The sequence below is a fragment of the Natrarchaeobaculum sulfurireducens genome (genome assembly GCF_003430825.1).
GTDB lineage: Archaea > Halobacteriota > Halobacteria > Halobacteriales > Natrialbaceae > Natrarchaeobaculum > Natrarchaeobaculum sulfurireducens.
The window spans coordinates 1714736-1730607 of record NZ_CP024047.1; the positions used below are offsets into that span (position 1 = coordinate 1714736).

At 60.3% G+C, this 15872-nt stretch carries 14 protein-coding genes; 6 read left to right on the top strand and 8 right to left on the bottom strand.

The window, feature by feature from the left end:
* Nucleotides 1–236: 236 nt before the first annotated feature.
* Complete coding sequence (locus AArc1_RS09700; protein WP_117364177.1) at nucleotides 237–1304, top strand: Gfo/Idh/MocA family protein; 1068 nt, start codon at nucleotides 237–239, stop codon at nucleotides 1302–1304.
* A 43-nt stretch (nucleotides 1305–1347) separates the two neighbouring features.
* Nucleotides 1348–1659 carry a carboxypeptidase regulatory-like domain-containing protein gene (locus AArc1_RS09705; RefSeq protein ID WP_117364178.1) on the top strand — a complete coding sequence of 104 codons (312 nt, stop codon included), beginning with the start codon at nucleotides 1348–1350 and terminating at the stop codon, nucleotides 1657–1659.
* A gap of 228 nt (nucleotides 1660–1887) precedes the next feature.
* Here the strand turns inward: AArc1_RS09705 and AArc1_RS09710 are convergent, their stop codons facing one another.
* The 3 genes from AArc1_RS09710 to AArc1_RS09720 all read right to left on the bottom strand — a co-directional run bounded on the left by AArc1_RS09710 (nucleotide 1888) and on the right by AArc1_RS09720 (nucleotide 6042).
* Nucleotides 1888–3291 carry a cryptochrome/photolyase family protein gene (locus AArc1_RS09710; protein WP_117364179.1) on the bottom strand — a complete coding sequence of 468 codons (1404 nt, stop codon included), beginning with the start codon at nucleotides 3289–3291 and terminating at the stop codon, nucleotides 1888–1890.
* A 74-nt stretch (nucleotides 3292–3365) separates the two neighbouring features.
* Nucleotides 3366–4238: a phosphatase PAP2 family protein gene (locus AArc1_RS09715; protein WP_117364180.1), complete on the bottom strand. Its 873-nt coding sequence runs from the start codon at nucleotides 4236–4238 to the stop codon at nucleotides 3366–3368.
* A 55-nt stretch (nucleotides 4239–4293) separates the two neighbouring features.
* A complete protein-coding gene (locus tag AArc1_RS09720; protein ID WP_117364181.1) occupies nucleotides 4294–6042 on the bottom strand; it encodes an ABC transporter substrate-binding protein in 1749 nt (582 codons plus the stop codon).
* A 354-nt stretch (nucleotides 6043–6396) separates the two neighbouring features.
* On the opposite strand from AArc1_RS09720, the gene AArc1_RS09725 reads away from it, so the two are divergent.
* The gene (locus tag AArc1_RS09725; protein WP_117364182.1) at nucleotides 6397–7557 is read left to right on the top strand and encodes a tubulin/FtsZ family protein; all 1161 of its coding nucleotides are present in this window, start codon (nucleotides 6397–6399) and stop codon (nucleotides 7555–7557) included.
* Nucleotides 7558–7989: 432 nt separating this feature from the next.
* Nucleotides 7990–8175: a hypothetical protein gene (locus AArc1_RS09735; protein WP_117364184.1), complete on the top strand. Its 186-nt coding sequence runs from the start codon at nucleotides 7990–7992 to the stop codon at nucleotides 8173–8175.
* Nucleotides 8176–8225: 50 nt separating this feature from the next.
* On the opposite strand, the gene AArc1_RS09740 is transcribed toward AArc1_RS09735, so the two are convergent.
* The 3 genes from AArc1_RS09740 to AArc1_RS09750 form a co-directional block, all read right to left on the bottom strand.
* The gene (locus AArc1_RS09740; protein WP_117364185.1) at nucleotides 8226–8927 is read right to left on the bottom strand and encodes a 6-hydroxymethylpterin diphosphokinase MptE-like protein; all 702 of its coding nucleotides are present in this window, start codon (nucleotides 8925–8927) and stop codon (nucleotides 8226–8228) included.
* A gap of 363 nt (nucleotides 8928–9290) precedes the next feature.
* Nucleotides 9291–10484, bottom strand: coding sequence for a dihydropteroate synthase (folP, locus tag AArc1_RS09745; RefSeq protein ID WP_117365854.1), 1194 nt, complete (start codon nucleotides 10482–10484; stop codon nucleotides 9291–9293).
* A 166-nt stretch (nucleotides 10485–10650) separates the two neighbouring features.
* Complete coding sequence (locus AArc1_RS09750; protein WP_117364186.1) at nucleotides 10651–11880, bottom strand: Cdc6/Cdc18 family protein; 1230 nt, start codon at nucleotides 11878–11880, stop codon at nucleotides 10651–10653.
* Between the two features lie 805 nt (nucleotides 11881–12685).
* Between AArc1_RS09750 and AArc1_RS09755 the strand changes: the two genes are divergently transcribed.
* Complete coding sequence (locus AArc1_RS09755; RefSeq protein ID WP_117364187.1) at nucleotides 12686–13453, top strand: RNA methyltransferase; 768 nt, start codon at nucleotides 12686–12688, stop codon at nucleotides 13451–13453.
* 96 nt (nucleotides 13454–13549) lie between these two features.
* Here AArc1_RS09755 and AArc1_RS09760 read toward each other — a convergent pair whose 3' ends face one another.
* Nucleotides 13550–13978, bottom strand: coding sequence for a hypothetical protein (locus AArc1_RS09760; protein WP_133412344.1), 429 nt, complete (start codon nucleotides 13976–13978; stop codon nucleotides 13550–13552).
* Nucleotides 13979–14133: 155 nt separating this feature from the next.
* Nucleotides 14134–15198, bottom strand: coding sequence for a DMT family transporter (locus AArc1_RS09765; RefSeq protein ID WP_186336681.1), 1065 nt, complete (start codon nucleotides 15196–15198; stop codon nucleotides 14134–14136).
* A 179-nt stretch (nucleotides 15199–15377) separates the two neighbouring features.
* Here AArc1_RS09765 and AArc1_RS09770 point away from each other — a divergent pair, with 179 nt between their 5' ends.
* Nucleotides 15378–15860, top strand: coding sequence for an Lrp/AsnC family transcriptional regulator (locus tag AArc1_RS09770; protein ID WP_117364190.1), 483 nt, complete (start codon nucleotides 15378–15380; stop codon nucleotides 15858–15860).
* The last annotated feature ends 12 nt before the right edge of the window (nucleotides 15861–15872 follow it).

The following is a 15872-nucleotide window of genomic DNA, read 5'->3' on the forward strand; positions in this document are numbered from 1 at the left end:
CCGGCGGCCAACGCCAGCGCGCCGCCATCGTCAGCGCGATCGTTCATAGTCCATGATCTCACGAGTCGATCCGACCAGGAGTCAGGGCTAACGGCGGCCAAGGCCGAGTGAATTACCGCTCGGTTCTTTCCCAGAGCTAACTCGGGTGGCGATGGACAGAAGGTAGCGCAAAACGAAGATTCGATATAGCGAATACCGGTGTACCAGTTGGGATACAGACAGTCACGACACAACAAATGACAATTGATCGACGCGGCATCAGGACCGGAATCGTCGGCCTCGGGAATATCGGCCAGTATCACGCAGAGCGGCTCGTCGACCGAAACGTCACGCTCGTCGGTGGGATGGACGTCGTCGACGAGGCGAGACGTCGATTCGCTAGACGGTACGACGTCGACGTGTTCGAAGACCACCAGCAACTGTACGACACTGTCGACGCCGTGATCATCACGACGCCAAACAAGTATCACGAGCAGTACGCGATCGACGCGTTCGAACGGGACCTCCACGTCCTCCTCGAGAAGCCACTCGCCCACTCGCTCGAGAGCGCGACACGGATCGCCGACGCAGCAGCCGATGCCGAAAGTCACGGGATGGTGGGATTTAACAACCGATTTGCGAACGCGGTTCGGATCGTCCGCGACCGACTGGCACGCGGAGACCTGGGCGAGGTCACACACGTGGAGGCGAACTACGTCCGCAGACGAGGCATTCCCGGCCGGGGCTCGTGGTTCACTCGACGACAGATCGCCGGCGGCGGTGCGCTCATCGACCTCGGCGTCCACGCTATCGACCTCGCACTCTACCTTCTTGGCTACCCGCCGGTCGAGGAAGTCAGCGGTGTCACCCGCGGAACGTTCGGCGCGCGTGAGGATTACGCCTATCTAGAGATGTGGGCCGACGACGCCGGCCCGTCGGGATTCGACGTCGACGACTCCGCGAGCGCGTTCGTTCGGTGTCGCGACGGGCGGACGATCAGCCTCGAGGTGGCCTGGGCGACGAACCGGCCAGCAACTCACGAGTTCATCATTCGCGGCACCGAGTCGGCAGCCCGCTTCGACTTACTCGAGGGAGATCTGAGCTTTCATTCGGCGAGCAACGTCGGTGCCGACCATCTCGAGGATACGGGGATCGAAGCGACTCAGAACGACACCCACGCCGACGAACAGCAGGCCTTCTTCGATCGCATCCTCGCGGAGAACCCCCACGATAACAGCGTCTCGGAGGCCCTGACCGTCCAGCGAGTCGTCGACGGAATCTACCGCTCGAGCGAACAGGAGCGGTCGATCGACATCGACGAGTAACCGCAGGCTGTGGTTTTACGAGCGCTACGTGATAGGAAGCATCATGAGAGTGACCCGCCAGCTCATGCTCGAGATCGAACGGCGTGAGGTTCCGGTCGGGGAATCGATAACCGTCCGCGTTCACGACGGAACGAACCGACCGATCGAAGATGCGACGGTCGAGGCTGGATCACGACGCTACCGAACCGACTCCAGAGGGATCTGCAAGCTCACACTCCAGTCACCCGGATTCTGGCGGCTTACCGCGCGCAAACTGCCGACGGATCGGATCGCCTATCGAATGGCGACCGGACTCGTGCGGGCAGTTCCCAGATCGACGACCACTCCGTCGCGTATTCGATCCGGTCCGACGTGAGCGACAGCGCTTGAAGAGGAAACGAGAGCGAATTCGAGGTGCTGCGAAACCAACCGGAACGAGCTCCGAGCAGGCGTCTGTTTTCGAATGAGTGATGAGTCTCCCTTCGTGTGCCTGACACGGACGGCAGCGGACCCCCGCGGGATCGGCCAGCCGACGCAGAACGAGAACTTCATCCTTCGGCTGGTCGCATGGAAGTCGGTACTGTCCCCAGGGTGATCGGGTCGCTCACCCGTCGCCGCGGGCCCGTTCGAACGTCTCGATCGCCATCGTCCTGCGCTCGCCGTGGTCGACGAGAGGGGCCGGATAGTCGGGAGCGACCGCCTCACGTTCGGACGGCTCGAGTTCGTGCCAGCCGTGGATCTCGTCGGAGCTGGCATCCGCAAGTTCCGGAACGTACTGGCGGATGTACTCGGCGTCGGGGTCGTACTCCCGGCCCTGTTTCATTGGGTTGAACACCCGAAAGTACGGCTGGGCGTCGGTCCCGGTCGAAGCTGCCCACTGCCAGCCGCCGACGTCGTTCGCCGTCTCGTGGTCTGCGAGGTGCCGCCGGAACCAGTCGTACCCCTCACGCCAGTCGATCAGGAGGTCTTTCGTCAGAAACGACGCGACGAGCATCCGAACCCGATTGTGCATCCACGCCTCCTCGAGAAGCTGGCGCATTCCCGCGTCGACGATCGGGTAGCCGGTCCGACCCGCCTGCCACGCTTCGAGTTCCTCGGGGTCGTTGTGCCACTCGATCCCGTTTTGATAGCCGGAGAAGTTCTCGGATACCGTCTCCGGATTGAACGCCAGGACGTGTGCGTAGAACTCCCGCCAGGCGAGCTGTCGCTGGAACTCACGGACGCTCGCTCGAGCGTCGCCGTCTTCCGCACGGTCGGCTGCGCGCTCGGTCGCGGCGTACAGTTCGCGAACGCCGACAGTGCCCCACTTGAGGTGTGGTGAAAGCCGCGAGGTCATCCCCGCTGACGGGACGTCCCGCGTTTCGGCATACCGGTAGATCGGTCCGGAGCAGAACGACGCGACGCGCTCGCGAGCAGCCGTCGGGGTCACCGACGGGAAAGACACCTCGGGCTCTTCGAAGCCTAACTCCTCGAGCGACGGGAGGGGGTCGCCACGAACCTCTCCGAGGTCGGCCGCCGTCGGAGCATCTACTGGCGATTGCTTCTCCCGGTCACGCCACTTTTTCCAGAAGTACGAAAAGACCGAATAGTGCTCACCCTGGTTGGGCGTGATCGAGCCGGGTTCGTGACAGATCGCATCGTGGACCGACTCGAGCCTGACGCCGTCGTCCTCGAGCGCAGCGGTGACAGCCCGATCACGTTCGCTGGCGAGGCCGCTGTAGTCTTCGTTCCAGACGACGGTCGACGCTTCGACTTCTGAGGCAACCTGGGGAACGACCTTGCTCGCTTCACCTCGGCGAACGAGGAGATCGCTGTCGCGCTCACGGTACTGTTCCCGAAGTGCCGAAAGCCCGTCGAGCAGACATGCGACACGGACCGGCGACGCATGCTCGAGGACGGTCGGGTCGAGCACGAACAGCGAGACGAGTGGCTCGTCGAACGATGCTGCTTGCTCGAGGCCACAGTTATCACGCACCCGTAAGTCACGGCGGTGCCAGAAGAGTACCATGCATCAGCGGTCGGGTTCGAGTACCGAAAACGTCGGGATACCGGTGATCGGCGGCGGGTGGTCTCTCGACAGCACTACGATCTGCCTGGTCGCTCGAGCCGGTTAATCCGGGTCGCGAGATAGCCTCGAGCGTTCCAGTAGAGTTCGTCGATCGTGTACCGTCGAGCAACGTAGACGCTGAACAGCGCGAGTAGCGTTCCCGCGACGACGTCGGAGAACCAGTGAATGCCGAGATACATCGTCGAAATCGCGACACTGATCGCGATGATTCCGGCAATACCGAGCCAGGCCGGATACTCTTCGCGCGTGTACCAGGCGAAAAAGAACACCGTCATCGCGAGGGACGTATGCAGCGAGGGGAAAACGTTCGTGTTCTGGTTTACCTCGTGTGTAAGCAGCCCCGACTGCGGGAACGCAATGTAGAGCAGCCCCTCGAACTCCCCCACGAGATTCCGTGGCCCGACTGCGATGAACAGCATATAACAAAACAGGCCGATCCCGTAGTTCAACGCGAACGCGAAGATCAGATTACGCAGTTCGTCGGCAGACTCGAGTGCGAAGTACGCGACGAACGGGAACAACAGGAGAAACGCATAGCCATAGATATAGATAAAGACGAAGTAGGCGGTTAGCTCGGGCGTCTGAAGTGACTGGAGCGTGACGACTGGATTGATGGGCAACACCACGTTCTCGACGTACTCGAGCAGCGGCGTGATACTGATGCCGATGACGTCTCGTTCGAGCCGGATGACGATGTCGACGGTCCCCCACCGAAAGAGTAAGACGAGCGCGAGGACACTCGCTGGGAGCAAACACGGTCTGAGCCGGGCACGAATGTCAGTCAGCGCCGTAGCCAATCGACGTGGGCCCACCACGACGAGGGTCGCGACCGCGAGCATCGTGGCGACCATGATGGCCAGTTCGAGGACCACGGCGGCGAAAGACATGATTGTCTCTACACTATGGAACAAGAGCCATTAACTCTTGCAGGTCGACTCGGACTCATCTGAGAAGTTCGTCGTCTTCGTATCGATATCCCGCATCCTCGAAGAGTGATCGAACCCGAGTAGGGTTGACTTCGCCATCCGAGCCGGGGAATGTGGTGAGGTCGGACGGCTGGTCGAATCCCCATTCGTCGTCCCGAAGCCCGACCAGAGAGCTGTATCTCGTCGCTGGTTTCCCCTGGCCATCGAGAAACTCGGAGACAACGTATTCCCGGTCGACCAGTCTGGAGATTACCCGTCTGAACCGCGGATTTCCGAGGTCCTCGTGGTGGAGGTTGTATCCGATCATGTAAAACGAGGTGGAGGAGGCTGTTCGTAACATCGAGTCGGACGCGTCACTGAGCGCCTCACGTTCCGTAGACGAGATCATCCCAGTTGTAAGGTCTATGTCTCCGTCCAGTAGCGATTCGACCATCGAGCCGGGGTTTGGATACGTTCGGAACCGCAGCCCCGAATACTGTGAAAAGTCCGACAACACGTCCGGCCGGTCGGCCGAGGAGTCACGGAAGACGTGTTCTTCGAACGGGTCGAGGACGATCTCGTCTGAAGTGACTTCGGTCAGTTCTAACAGCCCCGATCCGACCGGCTCTTGGTTATCAGTAGCGAGTGCGTCGGTACGATACTCGGCGATGACTTCGGAGCGGGACTCCCAGACGTGTTTCGGAAGGATTGGTATCGTGAGACTCCGCTCCGCGACCGCGCGGTTCGAATCGCCGAACGAGAACGTAACTGTACGAGTATCCGTCTGTTCGACGGTCTGGAGTACGGTCTGTCGACATCGATACCGATGGGCCGGAACCCCACCCTCGACCGATCCCATCGACGTGTCTTCGAGAAACTCCATCGTGAACGCAACGTCGTCGGCATCGAGCCGTTCGTCGTCGTGCCAGCGCAGTCCCTCGCGCAACGTGATCGTCGCCTCGAGACCATCTGAGTCGTCCCAGTCGACCTCCTCGGCGAGCCACGGAACGAGTTCGCCGTCTTCACCAACCGGTCTGGCGAGTGGATCGTACAGCAGCCCAAGCAACCCATCGATTCGGGTTCTGTCAGCTACGATCGGATTCAGCCGATCCCCGAGTCCTTCGCCGAACACTCCGACGACGAGCGGGTCGTCTCGGGACCCATCGTCTGGCTCGCGAGAGAGTATCTCGTAATACTCGACGGGCCGGGTGGGTGGTGCCGGTGCCGAGATCTCCTCGCGTACGCCACCGATTCGGTCGGGAAATCCGATCACCGTATACGGCGTCGTTTCGTCGAAGTATTCGAATAGGTCAGTTAGCATGGCTTCACGATCGTCCTCGTTGGCCGTTCGCTGCTGTTCTAAGTGCCCATCGATGGTGACGTCCGAAAACTGCAGGGGGTTTTGCCACCCCCGTTCGTTGACGAAGTCAGAGTGAAGCAACCCACGAAGCGCGTCCATCTCGTCGAAACCGGGATGGCGGACGACGAAGAGATCGTAGTCCTGCTCGAGTAATACATCCCGGTAGAGGTTCATCTCCGGGATTGGCTCGTGCGTGGTGTCGATTCCGGCCTCACGAAGGTTATCTCTGAGTTGACTCAATATTTTGGCGGCGACGACATCGTCGTCGGCCGGCACCGTCTTGATCGTCAGTTCGACCTGCGCCGGGGTCGTGTTTTCGGCTCGAGACCAGAGTCGCTCCGAACAGCCGGCGAGTGAACTCGCTGCTACGCTTCCCAGACCGGCAAGGGCGCCCCGCCGGGTTACAAACGGAGCGTCGTCTCCCATATCGGTGGGTCTACGCCGTCCCGTCGTATAGGACTTACTCTCGGATCGACATACTGACCCACACCAGTGTTAGACCCGCTGGTGAGCGTGAACGATCAATCGATGGCAATCGCCCGTGGACGGCCCGCTGATGATCGATCGTATTCTCACTCGTGACCGTCGGTAGGAAGCGACTATCGTGAATAAACGAAATTATGGATATCGTGAAAGTATTGATTTCGACCGTATGCTCAGTATAACAATAGCTCACATTCGGTAGTGTCGAGACGTGGTATCCGTTCCCACCGCAGTCTCAGCAGTCGATAGGCAGGCGTCCGATGGAATACGGTCTGGGAACGGCCACGAGAGACAACTATGAAACTCGCACTAATCGGCTTCGGTCAGGCAGGCGGAAAAGTCGTCGACGAGTTCCTGTCGTTCGACGAGGCGATCGGCGGCGGCTTCATCGAATCGGCAGTCGCCGTCAACTCGGCGACGACGGACCTCCATGGACTCGAGAGAGTGCCGCAGGCAAACCGCGTCCTCATCGGCCAGGCTCGCGTGAAAGGCCACGGCGTCGGCGCGGACAACGAACTCGGCGCGGCGGTCACTGAAGAGGACATCGACGAGATCCAGGGTGCGATCGATCGCATTCCAGTCCACGAGATCGACGCATTCCTCATCGTCGCGGGCATGGGCGGCGGCACCGGCTCTGGTGGCGCACCGGTGCTTGCATCCCACCTCAGGCGTATCTACAGCCAGCCCGTGTTCGGCCTGGGCATTCTCCCCGCAATGGACGAAGGTGGCATCTACACCCTGAACGCCGCACGGTCGTTCCAGACGTTCGTCCGCGAGGTCGACAACCTGCTCGTCTTCGACAACGACGTCTGGCGAAGCGCAGGCGAGTCGGTCGCCGATGGCTACGGACGAATCAACCGGGAGATCGTCGAGCGGTTCGGCCTTCTCTTCGCCGCCGGTGAGGTCGGCCACGGTGATCACATCGCCGAGAGCGTCGTCGATTCCTCGGAAATCATCAACACGCTCAACGACGGCGTTTCGACGATCGGCTACGCCAGCGAAACGGTCGAGCCCTCGAGCGACGGCCTCCTCTCGACGTTCAAGAGCGACGATGGATTCGACGAAGGGCAAGCGACGAACCGAATGACGAGTCTCGTTCGCAAGGCGACGCTGGGTCGGCTCACGCTACCATGTGACGTCGGGAGTGCAGACCGCGGGCTCGTCGTCGCGACCGGGCCGCCTGAGCACCTAAACCGCAAGGGTGTCGAGCGCGGCCGCCAGTGGCTCGAAGACGAGACCGGGAGCATGGAGATCCGCGGCGGCGACTATCCGATTCCACATCGCGACGAAGTCGGATCGATCGTCCTCCTCTCCGGTGTCACCGACGTCCCGAGAATCGAACAGCTCCAGCAGGTGGCTATCGAGGCCAAAGACCGAACCGAAACCCTCCAAGCGACTGCCGAAGAGGAGTTTACGTCGCTCGTCGACACCGGCGGCGAGCTCGACGCCCTGTTCTGACACCGCCCTCGCCGCCGTTTTGAAGCCACCATCGACGAACGACAGGCACTATAGTACCACCTGCAACGATGTGCACACCGATCGCCGACCCGGCTGGCGAGCAGGTGCGCACTGACGTGCAGTGGCGACTATCGTACTGGACCACCGCCCGCTCGAAACCGTTCAGACACACATCGACGCAGCCGTCAGCGATGCCCGACGAAATGCTGCGACCGACGCGAACACAGACATGCAGCGAGGGATACTGATAGACAGGGCTGCACTCGAGCGTTCGGATCGATCCTGTGTCGAGCGTTCGGATCGATTGTATAGCGCTCGAGCACACAAAATCGGTCGTTTCCGTGTCGCCCGGTTGCCGAGCAACTAGTCAATCTGTAATACTCTCACAGTAACTGGTTAATAACGAACGTCGAGAGGAGTTACCGGATCGTCATGCGCGGAAACCAGCGGTCCGACGGATCGTGGACGATGCGTGAGACGGTAAAATCGGTCCTCTTTCGGACGTCCGGGTCGACGACTATCGAGGAGTGTCGTCGGTGTGGAAAGACGATCGAACACGGGGACAGCGACTGTCCAGCCTGTGGCTGTACAGAGACCGTCACGTACGAAATTACGTAACGACGGACGGGCCCACGGCGTTCTCACGGCCGACCAGTCCCTCCCGAACGTCACTCTCCCAGTGGAATCGCGTCCGTATCGATGGCCCCTCGCCGTCCGTCGAGCACGTCGAATCGGTCGTCTCGCCTCCGCTCGAGCCAGTAGAGTAACCGTTCGGCCCACTCGAGTTTCCGGGCTTTCGGCTCGTCGACCGATTGGTCGTCGAAGTCCCAGCCGACGAACACCAGTCGGTCGGCACCGAGATGGTCCGCCAGAAACGCAGCTCGGTCGCCGTCGGTAAAGCCGCCGAAGTTTTTCACGGACTCATACGGTTCCGCCTGCGTAGTCGGGAGGACGTACTCGTCGTCACAGTCAGGTACGACCTCCCGAATGGCCTCGAGATTGTCTCCGTGTGCGTGGACTGCGACGGGCGTCCCGCGTTCAGTGAGCCGCCGGACAGTGTCCGGGTTCTTGTCCAGGTCAGTGACCATGCAGTCGACGTCGACACCGCTGGACTCGAGAACGTCGACCGCCGTCGAGGCGGCGAACACGACGTCACCGATGCTTGCACGCTCGAGTGCGTCCGGCTCAGTCAGCGACGGTCCGGCCCCTGCGACAACGACGGTCGCGTCTCGGACACTCGAGAGCTCCGAGCGGTCGACGTCGTCAACCAGTGATGCGAGGCAGTCTCGAGCGCGTTCGTCACCCGCCCGGTCGTAGCCGAAGTCCCGACAGATCGCCTCGTAGACCGGCTCCCACTCCTCAAACTCCATACGAATACTCATAGCCCAGGGCGTTTGGCTGTTCGCATCGCAGCATCCACCGATGGCTGTGTCCTTCGTGACATCTACAGAAAGAACGGGTCGGGGAGCCCGAGAGAGTCCACCCACAGTACCAGACCGACAAATCGGTGTGAAAACACCGGGCTCGCCGGCCGACAGCGGGACCAGGTGATCACTGATTACGAGGATGCTACAACGGCACGGGCTCGCTTACCCACTGATACTCGTCACTGGTCGGGTTACTGCCACAATAATTCCGTGTTGTGGGCCGGGTTTCGCCTCCAAAGTACCCCTACCCGAGAGGCCGCCCGGCGTCCAGTTCCTCATTTCGAAGCCTCCGGTATAAGCTTTCTCTTACTGAAGCATGTTTTCGATGACAGGCCCGAGTTCGCCGAGGCCGCCTGCTTCGCCCTCGAGGCGGTCAGGGATGCGGGAAATCGCGTCGAACGTGCCGATCAAAAGCCCGCCGCCGTCCCCGCTCGGGTAGACCTCGGCGTTCACGTCGGCGATCGTCGCTTCCATTCGAGTCCATTCACTGGTCGTGAGGCCTTCGAGTTCGAAGAACGCAGCGTAGTGTTCGTCAGCTACAGCCGGATCGATACCCCACTCGAGAAGGTGCGCCCGAAGGTCACCCGACGTCCCGATATCGAGTTCCCGAACCGACACCGCCCCTCTGGCGGCGCTCGAGCGTTCGGTGAACGCTTTTCCGATGAGTGCTGCATCGCGCGTTTCGGCGACGTCGTGCGTTCGGATCACGTGAGCACCGCGTTCGACGGCCATCGACGTCGCCGCCAGACTGACCGGAAGTCGCTCCTCGGTATCCCGGCCCGCGACCTCTCCGAGAAAGTTCTTCCGGTTGATCGAGACGAGGATCGGCTGGCCGAGTGCGCGAAACTCCCGGAGTCGGCGGAACGTCTCACGGTCGTTCTCGAGAGTCTGGGCCTCGCTCCAGCCGCCGAAGGCGGGATCGACGATGGTCTTGTCGGTGATTCCGTTCTGTTTCAGCGCCTCGTAGACTTGCTCAACGTACCCGGCTTCGGCGGCCCAGTCAGCCGAGATGCGGCTCTCCCAGTCGGTTTCCTCGACGGCTCCCGGACGCTCTATGTCCGGCGGACTCGCCATCTTACCGACGGCCACGTCGTACTCCGCACAGACCGTCGGCATCTTCGGGTCGGCGAAGCCACAGATGTCGTTGACCATGTCGAACCCCTGTGAGAGTGCTTCATCGGCAACCGTTGCGTACCGGGTTTCGATCGAGAACACCGCGTCGCCGGAAACGCTTTCGATCGTCTCGAGGGCGACGTGGAGTCGCTCGAGTTCCTCCTCGGCTGTGAGTACGTCGAACCGTTTGTTGGCAGACTCGAGACCGACGTCGACGATGTCGGCTCCCTCGTCGATGAGCGATTCGTCGACGTAGCGGGCGGCCTCTCCGGGGTCGTCGTAGACGCTTGGATCGTATGGCGATTCCTCGCTGACGTTCAACACGCCCATAATTCGGGGTGGATACTCGTCGCCGATCCCGAGTCCGGCCGCGTCGACGCTGTTCATACGCATCCTCAGGCCAGGAGATAAAAAGACGCCGCGGTTACGGCGGAGTTCCCCGCTATCTCGAGTCGTGGGTGGTCGTCTCCGGTCGAGAGGGATGGGCGGCTACGCTGTCTAGACAAGTAAGCACACTGATCGAGAGATGAAACAACCGTATCGAGCAGTCGCGTTATTCGGTCTCTTCGAGGACGGCTAGCCTGGAGTCTCGCAGGAGTACCTTCTTCACGATCGACGGGTTCTCGAGCAGGCGATGTTTCGCGTGCGCACCGCGGCCGCGCCCGCGACCTTCGCGCTCGGATTGAATGACGTTGAGGAAGTTCTGTTCCTGAAGGATTTCCTGGACGCGCCGTTCGGAGAGTACGTCGAAATCGAGCTGGCGAGCGACCTCTTTGTACTGGTTGTAGATGATCTTCGTCGGGAACTCTTTTTGTGTGCTGTTCTCGGTGAGCAGTGTCAGTGAGTAGAGGATCGCTTTCGCCTGCTGGGGCGAGCCTTCGATCAGTTCGTTGAATCGGTCGGCTTCGGTCTTCTCTTTCGCGTCGCGGACGTGGTTGGCCGTAACTCGCGTGGCATTTTGCTTCTTGGCAATCCGGCCGGCGTTTCGGAGGATGTCGATCGCCTTTCGTGCGTCACCGTGCTCCTGGGCGGCGAGTGCGGCCGTCAACGGAATCACGTCGTCGGACAGCACCCCGTCGTGGAACGCGTCCTGGCGTTTCTCGAGGATCTCGACGAGCTGGTTGGCGTCGTACGGCGAGAAGACGAGTTCGTCCCGTGAGAGACTCGACTTGACTCGTTCGGAGAGGTGATCCGGGAAGTCGATCTTGTTCGAGATGCCGATGATACCGATGCTCGAGTTCGAGATGCGTCGGTTTTCGCCCGCTCGCGAGAGCTTGCGGAGGACTTCGTCGTCCTCGAGCATGTCGATCTCGTCCAGGATGACGATGGTCACGTCCGTACAACGGTCGACGGCCTGCCAAAGTCGTTTGTAGTAGTCGCCGGTGCCGAGGCCGCGGTCTGGAATCGAGACGCCGCTGTCACCGGGTTCGTTGACGAGTTGGGCGATCGTCTTGATGATCGATGCCTCAGTGTTCTGCTCGCCGCAGTCGATGAAGGCGTACTTTACTGTGACGTTGTCGCGTTCAGCCTCGGAGATCACCCGCTTTGTGACCGACCGAGAGATGAGCGACTTGCCAGTTCCCGTCTTTCCGAAGATGAACAGGTGGTTCGGTTCGCTCCCGAAAATCGCCGGGTTCAGGGCGTCCGCCACCCGCTGCATCTGCTCGTCACGGCCAACGATCCGGTCCGGACCGGGGAGGTGTGTGATCTCGAGCAACCGCTCGTCGGCAAAGACCGGATCGTCGTACCGAAAGAGTGGATCACGATCGTCGTTCGCGGACATTGCAGTACCGGGTGGCTTCCAACCGAACTGAAATAAACCTATGGAGATCGATCGCGGGTGTAAATCCGCCGGCTCGAGTCGTTACACCCGCCTCACCGACCGTATTTATAATATATGACTCTGTCGCCGACCTCGCGCTTCTAACGCCGATTTGGGGGGGACTCACCTCGGTCGCGGATGTAACGGAGACTCGAGGTGGGTTCTGGATAGGTGAGCGGGAGGGGAGCGAGAGGGGAGCGAGAGGTGGTCGATGATGCGTTGATCAGACAGGAGAGATAGACGGTGGGAGAGGCGGAGGAAGCGGCAGGCACGATGGAAAATAGTTTCGACATGCTTGCTCGACCATACCAACAGATCTCGTATCATGGTCCATGTTGCACCTAACCGATCTCGTGCCACGGTCCGTATTGCACCTAACCGATCTCGTGCCACGATCCGCATCGCACCTAAGCATCGGAGGGGACACACACCCCCGTCGCGTTTGTAACGGGTGAGAGAGGGGGTGGGTCTGATCTCATCTGGAGTGTTCCGAATAGTGGGCCAATTTCGACTGGATTTTACACCCGCGATAGAGGTGTGTTCCAGTACAGTACTCCCGGCTAAAACAAGCTTACAAACGCGACGGAGGTGTGTCCCCCCTCAGCAACCACCAGTCCTGCACGAAGCACCTGGCAAACGGCCCTCGTTTCCAGCAGACGCTTCCCTACAGAACGCGCGATTTTTGACGATTCGCCGTCAACCGACGACGTGAGTCCGGAACCGTCCGTTTACCGCCGCCGTTCCGACCAGTGAACTCGAGACCGTCATGACAGAATCACCCACCGCCTCCGACCTCCCATCAGACCGAACACCGCCAGCAGTCGCCGTCGTCGACGCACAATCGCCCGGCAACGTCGGAACGATCGCTCGAGCGATGAAGAACTTCGGCTTCGATGAGCTCCTGTTAGTCGATCCACCGGACCTCGATCCGGACGGTGAGGCGTACGGCTTCGCCGGCCACGCTCGAGCGGACGTCCTTCCGAATGCAACCAAGCTATCGTTCGACGAACTCGCTACGAAGTACCATACGATCGGCTGTACGGCAGTCACGAACGAAGACGATCGGAGTCACATTCGATTTCCCTTCTCGACCCCAGCCCAACTCGCCGAACGGTTGCCAACGGTCGAAGCCCCGACGGCACTCGTCTTCGGTCGCGAACGGGTTGGACTGACGAACGACGAGCTAGCCAGAATCGACGAGATCTGCTCGATTCCAGCCAACGCGGCGTATCCCGTCCTCAACCTCGGGCAGGCTGCGACGATCACGCTGTATGAACTTCGGCCACTTACACTCGAGGCCGAGGAGACGCAACTTCCCGACCTCGAGCGGGTTCGTGCCTCGGAAGCAACGCTCGAACGGCTCTACGGCCAGTGGGGATCGCTACTCGAGGAACTCAACCACCCGGAAGAGAAGCGGCCCAAAACGATGCGAATGCTTCGGCGGGTCTACGGTCGAGCGGACCTCACCGAACGAGAGGCGAACACCTTCCTCGGGCTCCTCAGGCGGGCAACGGAACGTCCCGACGTGCGGTGATATCTGACACTCGCTTCCACGTCTAGATCTAGTTCTAGTCTAGTTCTAGTCTAGTTATAAGCTAGTTCTCGTTACAGAACGAACATACTGAACCCATCACTTTTTGACGTCAGTGTGACAGTCGGGTGAACGGACTGGACACTCTTCGATCGATCGAAAGAAGGCGATCCCGTAGTCGTGGATTTCGGCGAAAAGGATCACGCATCCGGCGCTATCAGCCGTAGTGAACTCATCCCAGTCCCCGCTTTCGGCCTCCCGGACTCGGATCCGTAATGGCTCATCTGGCCAGACACAATCAATGGGCGTCCCATCCACTCCCGAGTCTAGCTTGTACGTGTCCTCGTGGACTACCTCGTCCGTATTGTTGTGCTCGAGTCTGAGTTCAACCGTGACGGACTCGTCACGATCATTTATCAGAAGAAACCGTTGAAGGGTCCCATGGGACTCACCGGAGCCACCTAGACAGCCCGCCATAACTCCGGATCCAGCGATAGCACTTCCCTCGATGAACTGCCGTCGGTTCACAGTATAGTCTCGTGACACGATGCAGGGGTAAAACCATCTAGACGGTAATACGAAACAGTTCGTATACCGATCACACCGTCTGGGGTTTGCACTTAGTCCCTCGCTCCGAACCGCGCTCCCCTCGTGCGATCGGGTGATCGGGTGCGCACTGACGTTCAGTGGCTACTACAGTTACCCTCGGCTCCCGTCGCTTCCTGAATTTTCTCGTTTGAACCGTCTTCGAGCACACTGCCGCCGTCCGTTCGGGGTTCCGTGCGGTTCGGTGGAATCCGAATCGGTTCTTTGCCCGCCGGTTTCGTCCACGATCGCAAGAGGTACCGGAGCGTCCGACGCTTGACAACGATGAAACCGACGAGGATCGTCACCAGACCGACAACCGTCACCGAGTCGACGACCGTTCCGAGCACGAGCCAGCTAACACCGATCGCGACCGCGGGTTCGGCATATCCGACGAGGTTGACCTGTACCGCACCGGTCCGATCGAGCAACTCGAAATACACCAGGAATGCGAAGACGCCAGAGACGAGTGTGAGATAGAGGTACGAAACGATCGCCGTCGAACTCATCTCGATCGCCCCGACTGACTCCCCGCGAAGTCCCGCCCAAATAAGCAACACGCCAGCCCCGAACAGCATCGCCCACGCCTCGAGCGACTCGAGCGGTAGGTCCGACTCGAGTGGCTTAATCAGGACGCTCCCGAGCGCGAACGCGACGGCTGAGCCGAACACGAGCGCGGCTCCCAGGGTAAATCCGTCTCCGAGACCGGTCGGGTCCGGACGGACGACGAGGACGACTCCCATGAGTCCCAACACGAAGCCGACGATACCCAGGCGACCCAGCCGCTCGTCGGGCAGTACCACACCGGCGAACGCCACGGTGAGGATCGGTGCGGTGCTGACGATGGTTGCCGCGACTGCACCGGAGACGTACAGTTCGCCCATATACAACAGGCCGTGATAGAGTGCGATGACGAACGCGCCGACAACAGTGACCGCGAGCCACTCGTCGCGACCGGACGGCCGGACCCGGTCAGTGACCAGCATTGCATATCCCAGGACGAGTATTCCCGCCACGGCGTATCGTAATCCCGCAAACAACAGTGGCGGAACGTACTCGAGGCCGACTTCGATCGCAACGAAAGAGCTTCCCCAGCAAACAGCCAGCATCGAAAAGAGCACCGCATTCCGGGAGCTGGCTGGTACCGATGCTAAACGAATCATATCCAGTTCGGAATTCTGACTTCCACTTAGGTGTTTCTACAACAAGACGTGAATTCTCGAAAGCAAATCCACAGATGTGAATCAAACACAAGTAAGCACAGAATGCGGCACTGGTTTTGTAGGAAACTCCAATTAGGTAAGCCGAAGGACATTTACTCTGCCCCGACGACAGTCCGCGTATGGACGAGCGCGACGTCCGGTTGCTGAAGGCGATCGCCGAACTCGGCACGGGAAGTCCGGAACGACTCCACGACGAAACCGATATCCCCGTCTCGACGATCCACTATCGCCTCTCGAATCTTCGGGAGGAGGGAGTGATAACGAACGACCGGTACGACATCGATCTCGAGAAACTCGGTCTCGGCGTGACCGTCATCGTCGAGGTCCATGCCGATTACGAAGGGTCCTACGAGGAGTTTGCGGATCGAATGCTCACGGTCGAGGGAGTCACGAACGTCTTTTTTACGATGGGCGAGACCGACTTCATCGTCATCGCCAGATTAAGCGACAGCGACATGGTCGAGCGGCTGATCGCCGAGTTCGAGGAACTCGAGGGTGTCGACCGGACGGATTCGACGTTCGTCATCGCTGTGATCGAAGAACGGGACGCGTTACAGAGTTACGAGCTGGAGACGTTGCTCGAGGAGTTGACTGACGACTGATTCGGGGGCTAC